This is a genomic window from Sphingorhabdus sp. (genome assembly GCF_044374345.1).
In the GTDB taxonomy this organism is placed as follows: Bacteria; Pseudomonadota; Alphaproteobacteria; order Sphingomonadales; family Sphingomonadaceae; genus Sphingorhabdus_B.
Genome location: NZ_JBILOS010000066.1, coordinates 1 through 11,402 on the forward strand (window position 1 = coordinate 1; position 11,402 = coordinate 11,402).

An 11,402-nucleotide genomic window follows, 5' to 3' on the forward strand; every position below is an offset into this window, starting at 1 on the left:
CTTTTTTGATAATATGCCGGTTAAACGGCTATATACAAAACACAAAGTAACAAATGGGTCGCGACGGCCAACGGAATTTCTGGGGAGCATGAGTTGGACCATTTGCGATTTGATGCCCCGGACGCGACATTGATATTGGCCTGTGCCAAGGGCGCGCCGCCGTCGGTGATCTATTGGGGCGCGGCATTGCCCGAAAATGTCGATGCGGCGCAGATGGAAAGCCTGTTTTATCGGCAGGCTATGCACGGCGTCGCCGATGTTGCGCTGCCGCTCTCTTTCGCCATGGAACCCGGCCTAGGCCACCCCATGATGCAAGGATTTGCTGCACATCGGGAGGGCAAGGATTGGTGCAGTCTTTTCGAAGTCGGCAAAGTTGAGAGCCGACCGCATGGCGCGAAAATCATATGCCGTGATGAACGCACGCAGCTTGGCCTCGCATATGACATTGATTTTGATCCGGCCACGGGCGTTCTGCGCATCCGCACGGATTTAACCAATTATGGCGTGGCTGCGCTTGATGTCACTGAAGTGATGACCGCCTGCCTGCCTGTGCCCGAGTATATGACCGAGATTGTCGGATTTACCGGCCGCTGGACTCAGGAATTTACCCAAGATCGGGTGAAGCGCAGCGCGGGCACATATCTGCGGGAAAACCGCAGTGGCCGCACATCGCATTTCAGTTACCCCGCCATGCTATTGGCGACGCCCGGCACGAACGAAAGTGCGGGTGAAGCCTTTGGTTTTCATTTGGCGTGGAGCGGGAACCATCGCCTGCGTGTGGACACGCTGACCGATGGACGCGTGCTGACCAGCCTTGGCGCGCTGCTGTTGCCCGGAGAGGTTCGGCTGGCACCGGGTGAAACCTTTGCGAGCCCCGAAATTGTTGCTGCATATAGCGCCGATGGGTTCAGCGCGCTGAGCCGCAAATTCCATGAACATGTCCGCACAAAATTGCTGCGGCCAGCGATGCGCGCCAAGCCGCGGCCGGTGCATTATAACACGTGGGAAGCGGTGTATTTCGACCATGATGTCGCAAAGCTGAAAGAATTGGCCACGCGCGCCGCGGACATTGGCGTTGAACGCTTTGTTCTGGATGATGGTTGGTTCGGCGGCAGGCGGCATGACCGCGCCGGGCTTGGCGATTGGACTGTGTCCGCCGATATGTACCCCGACGGCCTAAAGCCCTTGGTTGATCATGTGACGGCGTTGGGCATGGAATTCGGACTTTGGTTTGAACCCGAAATGGTCAACCCCGACAGCGAACTATACCGCGCACATCCCGATTGGGTGCTGGGTGTGGAGGGCGTAGATCAGGTGCCGTTCCGGTCGCAACTTGCGCTGGACATCAGCCGGACTGAGGTCGCGGACTATCTATTCCACGCAATCGATGCGGTGCTGCGCGATCACGATATCAGCTACATCAAATGGGATATGAACCGCGACCTAAGCCATCCGGGTGGTGCATCCGGCACCGCAAAGGCCTTCGCACAAATAACCGCGCTCTACGCGCTGCTGGATCGCGTGCGCGCCGCGCATCCCGATGTCGAAATTGAAAGCTGTTCATCGGGTGGCGCGCGCGCCGATATGGGTGTGCTGGCGCATAGTGACCGCGTCTGGACCTCCGACAGCAATGATGCGCTTGACCGGCAATATATCCAACGCGGCGCGAGCTTTTTCCTGCCGCCCGAAGTGATGGGATGTCATGTCGGGCCTGCGCGATGCCATGTGAGTGGACGTAGACTGTCGATGGACATGCGCGCCGCGACCGCATTCACGGGGCATATGGGGCTTGAACTCAACCTGTTGACCGAACGGCAGGGCGACCTCGACACGCTAAAGTCTGCCATCGCTTTGCATAAGCGCCACCGTGCGTTGCTGCATGATGGCGATCTGGTCCGGATCGATACGGCACCGCAGATAATGGCAAGCGGGGTGGTCGCGCGTGACCGTTCCGAGGCTTTGTATTCCGTCGCTTATGTCTTGAGCGATCCGCAGGTTTTGCCAGAACGCTTGCGGTTTGCGGGTTTGGACCCGGACCGAAATTATCTGGTAAAGCTAATCTGGCCGACAATCTGGCAAGCCATTAAGGGGCCATCGGCAATCGAGAAGCTTGGGCTAAATCAGCACGGCGCGACGTTGAGCGGTGCCGCGCTGATGCACGGCGGGCTGCAACTACCCCACGCGCATCCCGAAACCTGTTTGCTGTTTTACGTCGACGCCATCTGACGGGCATCGATAGTTTCGCGGGCTTGCGATAGGTCCGCGACGAAGTTGCGGCGCGCGGGCTGCGGTCGTGAACTTTCGCTGACACATGCGGTTTACATCGCACCTGCCACTGCCCATATTCTGATCCAGAAAAGGACAGCCGACATCTCCCGAACCGCCGCCCAACATTGGATAGAGCCGCACGCGCATGGCATCTATGTGAAGCCTGCAGATATGTGGATTGATCCGTCGCGTCCTGCCGCGCGCGCGCTTGTCACCCATGGCCATGCGGACCATGCACGCAGCGGTCACGGGGCGGTTTGGGCGACACCCGAAACGTTGGCTATCATGGCGCTGCGATATGGAACCGAAATGGGAACGCCAGTGCCTTATGGCGACGGGTTCGAACATGGCGGCGTGAAGATAAGCTTTCACCCCGCTGGCCATGTGCTGGGGTCCGCGCAGATATTGCTTGAACATGCCGGGGAGCGGGTTGTGGTGACCGGCGATTATAAGCGGCGTTTTGACCCGACATGCACCCCGTTTGAACCCGTTGCCTGCGATGTTTTGATTACCGAAGCAACCTTTGGCCTTCCCGTATTCACGCATCCGCCGATTGAGGACGAGATCGCCAAATTGCTCGCCGCCCGCGAAGCCAATGTTGATGGCTGCATTATCGTGGGTGCCTATGCGTTGGGTAAGGCGCAGCGCGTCATCGCTGAGCTGCGCAGGGCGGGTTATGACGCCCCCATTTATATCCATGGCGCGATGCAGAAAATGTGCGATCTATATGCCGCGCACAATGTGCCGCTGGGTGAACTCATCATGGCAACGGGCCTTGCTAAATCGGAATTGAAAGGCGCGATTGTCATTGCGCCACCTTCTGCGATGAATGACCGTTGGGCACGGCGGCTGCCGGAACCCATAACCGCCATGGCATCGGGGTGGATGCGCGTCCGGCAGCGCGCACGACAGCGCAATGTCGAACTGCCTTTGGTCATTTCGGACCATGCCGACTGGACAGAGTTGACCGATACGCTGCTTGAACTGCGCCCGTCAGAAACCTGGATTACCCATGGCCGCACCGATGCGCTGGGTCGGTGGTGTGAGCTGCACCAGTTGAAGGCGCGCGCGCTTGATCTTGTTGGCCGCGAAGATGAGGACGAAGGCTGATGCAAGCTTTTGCCGCGCTCATCGATGGCTTGATCTACACACGGTCGCGCGATTTGAAGATCCGCCTGATCGCCGATTATCTGCGTATAACACCGGACCCTGATCGCGGCTGGGCTTTGGCGGCACTTGCCGGAACGCTGAACATTGCCACGGTCAAATCGGCGGCCATTCGCGCGATGGCAGAGGAACGTTTCGACCCCATGCTGTTCCGCATGAGCCGCGATTATGTTGGCGATACTGCCGAAACGGTCGCGCTGATGTGGCCAGACAAGGGCGGCGGCGATGTCGCACCGACCGTGTCCGAAGTCATCGACTTGCTGAACAGTACCAGCCGCGCGCGCGCTCCGGCGGTGTTGGCGGAGTTGATGGACCGGTTGGATGCCAATGGCCGTTATGCGCTGCTGAAGCTTGCAACGGGCGGCATGCGGGTGGGTATATCTGCGCGTCTTGCCAAGACCGCTTTCGGGCAAGCCTTTGGCGTGTCCGTCGACGATGTTGAAGAGGTGTGGCACGCGCTTCGCCCACCATACACCGAGCTTTTTGCATGGGGCGAAGGGCGGACCGCACGACCCGATCCCGCCGACAGCGCGTTTTTCCGGCCCTTCATGCTCGCGCATCCGCTTGAGGATGGCAGCGTGCATCTTGATGAATTTGCCGCCGAGTGGAAATGGGATGGCATCCGTATCCAGATTGCGTCGACCGGCGGCGAAACCCGCTTGTTCAGCCGCGGCGGTGACGAAGTGACGGGGTCGTTTCCCGAAATAGCGGCGGCGTTCAATGGCGTCGGCGTGGTCGACGGCGAATTGCTGGTACGCGGCGACGTGCAGGGCGGCGAGGCCGCCAGCTTCAATGCGTTGCAGCAACGGCTGGGCCGCAAGAATGTCACAGCAGCAATGCAGGCGGAATATCCGGTGTTTGTCCGCCTGTACGACATATTGTTCGACGGTGCGGAAGATTTGCGCAGCCAGCCATGGACCGTGCGGCGCGACCGGCTTGAACTGTTTACGGCCAATCTTGACCCCGTGCGGTTTGATGTATCTGCGGTCATCGAGGCGCGCGATTTTGAGCATCTGGCAGAAATCCGTGCCGCTGCGCGTGAGGCGGCGATTGAAGGCGTGATGCTTAAGCGGCGCGATTCGCCCTATCTGGCGGGGCGTAAAGTCGGTTTGTGGTACAAATGGAAACGCGAACCGCTCGTGGCCGACTGCGTGATGATGTATGCGCAGCGGGGAAGCGGAAAACGCTCCTCATATTATTCCGATTATACCTTTGGTTGCTGGACCGAAGATGGCAATTTGTTGCCGGTTGGAAAGGCCTATTCAGGGTTCAGCGATGACGAACTGAAATGGCTCGACCGCTTCGTCCGGAACAACACTGTCGCCCGTTTCGGTCCGGTCCGCGAAGTGGAAAAGTCGCTGGTGCTTGAGGTTGCGTTTGACGCGGTGCATGAATCCAAGCGCCACAAATCAGGCGTGGCTATGCGGTTCCCGCGCATATCGCGTTTGCGCAGGGACAAGCCTGCTGAAGAGGCGGACACCATATCCGCCTTGCGCGCGATGTTCGATTAAAGGAACGCCTTTACGTCGGCCATGAAGCGGTCAAATTGGTCATGATGCAACCAATGGCCAGCATTTTCATATTCGACGACTTTTGCCGTTGGAAAATGCGCGATGCGGCCATCTTTTTCGGGGTTTGACGCCCAACTGTCGGCACCATATATCATCAACATCGGACAGGTGATCGACTGCCAGATTGCGAGCAGATCTTCGCGTGGCATGTCGAATATTGCCCAGATGTTGAGGTAATTGTCGAACTTCCAGCTCCAGCTGCCATCCTCGTTCCGGCTGATGCCGTGCACCGTCAGATGGCGCGCCTGTTCATCGGTCAAATAGCTGTTTTCAGCCTTCATCCGCTCATAGGCGGCTTCAATATTGGGATAGCGTTTCGGGGTGCGGCCAGCCGCATTGCGCTTATCGTCAATCCACTGCCGGAAACGATTTTGTATGCCAATCGCGTCGCGTTCCGCCTGCATTTTGGGGGAAAGGCCAAGCCCCTCAATATTCACCATCTTGCGGACATTTTCGGGGTAGAGCCCAGCATAGCGCGTGGCGATATTGCCGCCCATTGAATGCGCAATGATGCTGACGGGTGCAAGGTTCAGCTGGTGGATCAGCTGCGCCAGATCATAGACAAAGGCAGACATTTCGTAATTGCCATCGGGTGACCACGCGCTGTCGCCATGGCCACGCAGGTCGGGCGCAATAATGTGCCAATCGTGGCGCAGCTCTTCGGCCACCCAGTCCCAGCTGCGCGCATGGTCGCGACCGCCATGGACCAAAAGCAACGGCGGCGCATCGGGGTTGCCCCAATCGACGTAATTCAGCCGAAGGCGTTGCGAAATAAAGCTGTTTGTGATCGGGCCATGTAAAGTCATTCCGCAGCCAGTAATTGTTCCGCACCACCAAGGTCAACCGATACCAACCGGCTGATGCCTTGTTCGACCATAGTTACGCCAAATAGCCGGTGCATTCTGCTCATGGTGACGGCGTTATGCGTGACAATTAGGTAGCGTGTGTCGGTTTCGCGCGTCATTGCTTCCAACAAATCGCAGAAACGTTCGATATTCGCATCGTCCAGCGGGGCGTCAACTTCGTCAAGAACACATATCGGCGCCGGGTTGGTGAGGAACAATCCAAAGATGAGCGCGACTGCCGTCAGCGCCTGCTCTCCGCCCGACAAAAGTGTCAGCGACTGGAGCTTTTTGCCCGGCGGTTGCGCGAATATCTCAAGCCCCGCCTCAAGTGGGTCTTCGCTGTCGATCAATGCGAGATGTGCCTGGCCGCCGTTGAACAGCGTTGCGAAGAGCCGGCGGAAATGTCCGTCGACTGCCTCAAAGGCCGCCAGCAAGCGCGCTCTGCCCTCGCGATTTAAGCTGCCGATGGAACCGCGCAGACGGTTAATCGCAAGCGTAAGCTCTTCGCTTTCTGCCGCGCCGGAACCTTGTTGCGCCTCAAGCTCCGCGAGCTCATCAGCAGCGATCAGATTTACCGGCCCAATACGCTCGCGTTCATTTTGCAGCCGGTCAAGCCGTGCGGACTCCACCGATGCATCTTCCATTGCATGTTCATCGAACCCGAGCTTTTCGGGAAGCACTGGCGGCGGGCATTCAAAACGCTCGCCCGATATCCGCCCCATTTCGACGCGGCGATGTTCCTGATTTTCCGCGCGTGCTTCGGCACCCGCGCGGGCCTCTCTGGCAACCGAGAGCGCCTCTGCAGCGGTTGCGAGTTCGTTTTCCAGTTCCCGAAGCGTTTTTTCGCAGGCACTTTCTGTGACTTGAAGGCCATTCAGCTTTTCGGCCAGCTGTTCTTTATCTTCGCGCAGGCGCGCAATCTCGCGTGCCAGAATTTCGGGCCGCCCCTCCATCGCCTCCTGCTCAGCCGCAATATCTGCGCTGCGCTTGTTCATGTCGGCGATCCGGCGTTCCGCTTCGCCAGCGCGTTCCTGCCATCCCCGGATTTCGGCAAGCGCGACGGCACGTCGTTCGCGAATTTGCGCAATGCGCTGTTCAAGTGACGACAAATCAGCTTGATTGCGCGCCAACAGTTCGCGCGCAGCTTCGTTCGCGATGACAAGCTTTTGCACGAGGTCCGAATGATGCGTGCCATCTGGCAACGCGGCACGGGCGGCTTCTGCGGTGCTTTGTTCGGACTTTGCCTCGGCAAGCTCTTGTTCGCTGGCCGCCATCCGATCCAGCAACGCGGCCTTTGCAGATTTAAGCAGGGCCAGTGCATCTTCGGCTTGGTCCACCGCGCGCAAAGCCTGCCGCAATTGTCCTTCGGTTTCGGCGCGCGCTGTGGCGGCCGCCCGAACAGCATCTTGCGCGGCGCCGATAGCATCCGTCATTTGCGCAAGCGCCTCGGCCTGTTCCGCCAACGCCGCTTCTGCGGGCGGTATCAATGCATTCAATTCCGCAAGTCGGTTTGCCCGGACCAGCAGCTCAGCGGTCGTTGCGCCGTCGCCGTCGGTGGCAAATCCATCCCAGCGGCGCAATTTCCCGGAAAGCGTCACCATGCGCTCACCCGGTGTCAGCGCTGCCCCATTGTCTTGTTCGACAACCCGCACATGGGAAAGGCGTGCAGCCAGTTCCTGAGGTGCGTCGACATAATGGATCAGGGCATTTTCGGCCAATGCGCCCATCGCGGGCGTCCCGCCCAGCCAACGCCGTCCGGCATCCCCACCAATGGTGGCATCGGCATCATCACCCAACGCGGCAGCCAGTGCGCGTTCGTAGCCGGGCCGAACCTTGATACGGTTAATCGCCTTGTCGCCGTCCCCTTTGGCAAGGGACCGTTCGAGCGCATTTTGCTCGGTCAGCAAACCCGCGAGCTCTGCTTTGGCACTTGCAAGGCTGGCCTGCGCGCCGTCGCGTGCCGCGATCAGTTCGGTCCTGCGCGTTTCTGCCGCTTCGCTGGCTTGTGTATTTTCCTGCAAATGCTTTTGTAAGGTAGCAACGCTGGCTTCTGCCGATTTTTTGGCAGACTCACATGCAGATTCATCGCCCAAGGCATCACGCTCGCTGGCCATGCGCGCAACGGCGCCTGCTGCCCGCTCGGCACGCACGGTTGCCGCTGCAACAGCGGCGTCGGCCACGCGCAATTCGGCGTCGGCTCTGGCTTGCTCGGCGGCTGCCTTTGCCAAGGCAATTTCACTTTCGCGGGCCTGACGTTCGACATTTCCAGCCGCGCGCAACAGGGCAGGGCGCTCTTCTTCCTGTGCCTTGATCTGTTCCGATAAAGCCACGCTCTCGCTCTGAAGATGCGCGAGCGCGTCAGCAGCGTCATGGGTCAATTTGCCCTCACGCGCGCCATCTTCGGCCATGCGGGACGCTTGCGCAGATAAATCCGATTGCCGCTGCAATATCCGTTCCTGCTCACCCGTTAGTTGGACGAGCTTGTTGGAAACGTCATTCGCCGCATCGCGTGCTGCCATTGCAACGGCGCGGGCGTTTGCCAATTGGGTCACGGCATCCTGTTGCCGTTCGGTTAAAGCGCGCTGCGTGGCGGCGGCGCTATCTACGGCTGCCGTCGCGGCATTGGCCTCCGCACGCGCAGCATCGGCCGCAGCCTTGGCCTCGCGCCAACGCACGAAAATAAGCCGCGCTTCGGCCTGCAATATGTCTTTTGACAAGGTGCGGTAGCGTTCGGCCTGTTTGGCCTGCCGCCGCAATTGCCCCGCGCGGGCGTCCATGTCGGCGAGGATGGTTGCCAGCCGTGCAAGGTTGCTTTCTGCTGCGCGTAGTTTTTGTTCGGCGTCTTTGCGCCGTACGTGCAGTCCGGAGATGCCAGCCGCTTCCTCGAGCATCTGCCGCCGTTCCTGTGGCTTTGCAGAGATGATCGCGCCAATTCGGCCCTGACTGACGAGCGCAGGCGAATGCGCACCTGTGGCGGCGTCGGCGAAGATGAGAGCGACATCTTTGGCGCGCACGTCCCTGCCATTCGAGCGATAGGCCGATCCGGCGCCGCGCTCTATCCGCCGGGTAACTTCCAGTTCCTGATTACCGTCCGTTGCAGCGTCACCATCATCGCTACGTTCCGCCAAGATGGTTACTTCGGCAAAGTCGCGCGGTGGGCGGGACGCTGTACCCGCAAAGATCACATCTTCCATGCCCGCGCCGCGCATGGATTTTGCGCTGCTTTCGCCCATGACCCAACGGATCGCTTCCAGCAGGTTGGATTTGCCGCAACCATTCGGCCCGACGATACCCGTCAGGCCGTTTTCGATCCGCAGTTCGGCGGGCTCGACAAAGCTTTTGAAGCCGACAAGTTTCAGCTTCTTTATCCGCAACGGGCTGCCCCTTTCGCGAATGAGGCTATGTCAGTGCCCCCCCGAGTCATGCTTAGCGCGCGCCAGCCTCGATCAGCTTGGTCTTCACCTGGTTCCACGAACTGGCGTCAAGCTTCGCTCCGTTGAGGATGAAGAATGGCGTTCCCGTTACGCCGTCATCTTTTGTACCGCGCTCCGTGGTCTTAATCAGGGCATCGATGGCCGCTTTGTCCGACAGACATGCCTTGGCTTGGTCTTCGCTAATGCCACGCGACTTTACGAATTCGATCAGACCCATTTTCGTGCCCAGCAAGGTTGTAATTTGCTCTGGCGACATTTTCTGCATGGCTTGCTGATCTGCCTCGGTCACCGTGCTGATTTTGCCCAGCCAGCTTGGCTGTTCGGCATATAGCTGTTCGGTCAGCGGGAAAAATGCCTCAGGACCGCTGCATTGCGCCAGCAGGAAACCGGGAATGTCTTGAATACCTCGAACCAGAAAGGGGCGGAATTCCATCGACACGCGGCCGCTGTTGACGATTTCGTGCAGCTCTTCCGATGATTGCACGGAAAATTGCGCGCAGCCGGGGCATGTGATTGCGCCATATTCGACCAGCTTCAACGGCGCATCCGGATTGCCCATTTTATAGCCACCGAATTCGGTTTTGCTAACAACATCGACCCATGCCGTGCCGGCGGGCGCTGCTATCTTAGCGATCGGTTCGCCTTTCGGCGCGCCGGCTGTGTCACCGCCGCTGCAGGCTGCGAGCGCCAAAACCGCTAGTGTTGTCGAAATCAGTGTCTTGATACGCATGGGATATCCTTCAATTTGGGATGTCGAGTTACTTCAATACGGCTTTCAGTTCGGCCGCATTATGGATGTGGTCTTGCAAGACGCCGTTGACCATGAATGACGGTGTGCCACGCACGCCCAGAGCGGCTCCGGCTTCGGTCATATCGATGACCGCATTCAGTGCCGCCTTGTCCGCGAGGCAGACTTTCGCCTGTGCTGGCGTGATGCCGCGCTGTTGCATGATTGGCCCAAGCCCGAGTGCGTCAAAAGCGCCAATCATGAAACCAGCATAATCTGCGGATTTAAGCTTTGCCTGCGTTTCAGCATTGATATTTTTGGTCTTGCCCAACCAGATCGACTGGGTTGCGAACAAATGCCGCTGATTACCAAAGAATTTGCCCTTGCCACCGCAACGCGCAAGCATAGCGGCGGTCAGGTCAACCGAGTTCAAAACCATATTTCGCACTTCGAAGCTGGCTTTGCCCGTTGCAACCGACTGCGCCTTGAATGCGGGCGCTTCTTTCAATTCGAAGTCCGCACAATGGCCGCAGGTGTAGCTAAGATATTCGACAACCTTATTTGGGGCTGCCGGATTGCCCAAAATATGCGCACCCTTTTCGGTCACCGTAACGGTGGAAAGCCATTTGCTTGGGGCAGGGGCCGCGGCCAGAGTCGTGGAAAGCGCCGCCGCACCGAACAAGATGAAAAACAAGGATTTTTTTGCACGCAACATCAACATAGCCTTAGCCATTGAAACCATGACGTGCATCTGGAATCACTCGCTGCCTTTGGCAAGGCTTTTTGCAAGGCTTTCGAGCACGGCAAACAATTCAGGATCACCGATTTCGCGCAGAGATTCGCCCAGTTCCATCGGTATAGGCTTTAGCGAGGGCGGCGCTACCGGTTGCCGTGCGGGTGGCTTTGCAACCGGCCCTTGGCGGACCTTCACCCGTGCGACCGCGCCATAGCCAAAGAAACGATTCACCCGCTCGATAATCTCGGGAAGCACATGCTGGATCATCGTGGCATGCGCGCCTTCAACGGTCAGCTCAAGCGTGCCGTCGGATTTTTTGCCAATCGGAAAACGGATCGCCTCTGGCGCAGACACAGCGGCGTATCGTGCGCCAACAATTTCGTCCCAGCGGCTGACGACCGAACTTTGCACAAAGCCAAAGCGTCGGAACGCGGCCCTGCCGATTTCGGGCATCAGTGCGGACACCGCTTTGGCTTCGCCGCCGCGCGGACGCTGAAACGTCTTGGGCGTTACCGGCTTTTTCGGGCCCTTTGGCGCTGTTGGTGGCTTGCCTTTATCCATCACCTAATCCATGCCATTTTACATGCCTGCCGTCCAACAGACTGACCAGAATTCTGGGGATATCGCCGAGCGTCTGCTGGCGCATTATGATGT

8 protein-coding genes are annotated in these 11,402 nt (G+C 58.7%); 3 read left to right on the plus strand and 5 right to left on the minus strand.

Annotation, left to right across the window (positions count from 1 at the left end):
- Positions 1–93: 93 nt before the first annotated feature.
- The 3 genes from ACIQ5B_RS07750 to ACIQ5B_RS07760 all read left to right on the plus strand — a co-directional run bounded on the left by ACIQ5B_RS07750 (position 94) and on the right by ACIQ5B_RS07760 (position 4,946).
- Complete coding sequence (locus tag ACIQ5B_RS07750) at positions 94–2,226, plus strand: alpha-galactosidase (RefSeq protein WP_397598513.1); 2,133 nt, start codon at positions 94–96, stop codon at positions 2,224–2,226.
- Between the two features lie 144 nt (positions 2,227–2,370).
- The gene (locus tag ACIQ5B_RS07755; RefSeq protein WP_397598519.1) at positions 2,371–3,378 is read left to right on the plus strand and encodes a ligase-associated DNA damage response exonuclease; all 1,008 of its coding nucleotides are present in this window, start codon (positions 2,371–2,373) and stop codon (positions 3,376–3,378) included.
- Positions 3,378–4,946, plus strand: coding sequence for a cisplatin damage response ATP-dependent DNA ligase (locus ACIQ5B_RS07760; RefSeq protein ID WP_397598514.1), 1,569 nt, complete (start codon positions 3,378–3,380; stop codon positions 4,944–4,946). Before ACIQ5B_RS07755 ends, ACIQ5B_RS07760 begins: the two co-directional genes overlap by 1 nt.
- Here ACIQ5B_RS07760 and ACIQ5B_RS07765 read toward each other — a convergent pair.
- Genes ACIQ5B_RS07765 through ACIQ5B_RS07785 form a run of 5 tightly spaced genes read right to left on the minus strand, consistent with a single transcriptional unit; the run spans position 4,943 to position 11,309 of the window.
- Positions 4,943–5,812: an alpha/beta fold hydrolase gene (locus ACIQ5B_RS07765; protein WP_395628055.1), complete on the minus strand. Its 870-nt coding sequence runs from the start codon at positions 5,810–5,812 to the stop codon at positions 4,943–4,945. The genes ACIQ5B_RS07760 and ACIQ5B_RS07765 overlap by 4 nt on opposite strands.
- Positions 5,809–9,225 carry a chromosome segregation SMC family protein gene (locus ACIQ5B_RS07770; protein WP_397598515.1) on the minus strand — a complete coding sequence of 1,139 codons (3,417 nt, stop codon included), beginning with the start codon at positions 9,223–9,225 and terminating at the stop codon, positions 5,809–5,811. The genes ACIQ5B_RS07765 and ACIQ5B_RS07770 overlap by 4 nt, the downstream gene beginning before the upstream one ends.
- A 52-nt stretch (positions 9,226–9,277) precedes the next feature.
- A complete protein-coding gene (locus ACIQ5B_RS07775) occupies positions 9,278–10,015 on the minus strand; it encodes a DsbA family protein (protein ID WP_397598516.1) in 738 nt (245 codons plus the stop codon).
- Positions 10,016–10,043: 28 nt separating this feature from the next.
- Positions 10,044–10,727: a thioredoxin domain-containing protein gene (locus tag ACIQ5B_RS07780; protein ID WP_397598517.1), complete on the minus strand. Its 684-nt coding sequence runs from the start codon at positions 10,725–10,727 to the stop codon at positions 10,044–10,046.
- Between the two features lie 42 nt (positions 10,728–10,769).
- Positions 10,770–11,309: a DUF721 domain-containing protein gene (locus ACIQ5B_RS07785; protein ID WP_397598518.1), complete on the minus strand. Its 540-nt coding sequence runs from the start codon at positions 11,307–11,309 to the stop codon at positions 10,770–10,772.
- Positions 11,310–11,402: the final 93 nt, after the last annotated feature.

Excerpts from the sequence above, each read along its gene's own strand:
- ACIQ5B_RS07760 (WP_397598514.1), top strand. The coding sequence starts at position 3,378 with ATGCAAGCTTTTGCCGCGCTCATCGATGGCTTGATCTACACACGGTCG.
- ACIQ5B_RS07765 (WP_395628055.1), bottom strand. The coding sequence starts at position 5,812 with ATGACTTTACATGGCCCGATCACAAACAGCTTTATTTCGCAACGCCTT.
- ACIQ5B_RS07775 (WP_397598516.1), bottom strand. The coding sequence starts at position 10,015 with ATGCGTATCAAGACACTGATTTCGACAACACTAGCGGTTTTGGCGCTC.
- ACIQ5B_RS07780 (WP_397598517.1), bottom strand. The coding sequence starts at position 10,727 with ATGTTGCGTGCAAAAAAATCCTTGTTTTTCATCTTGTTCGGTGCGGCG.
- ACIQ5B_RS07785 (WP_397598518.1), bottom strand. The coding sequence starts at position 11,309 with ATGGATAAAGGCAAGCCACCAACAGCGCCAAAGGGCCCGAAAAAGCCG.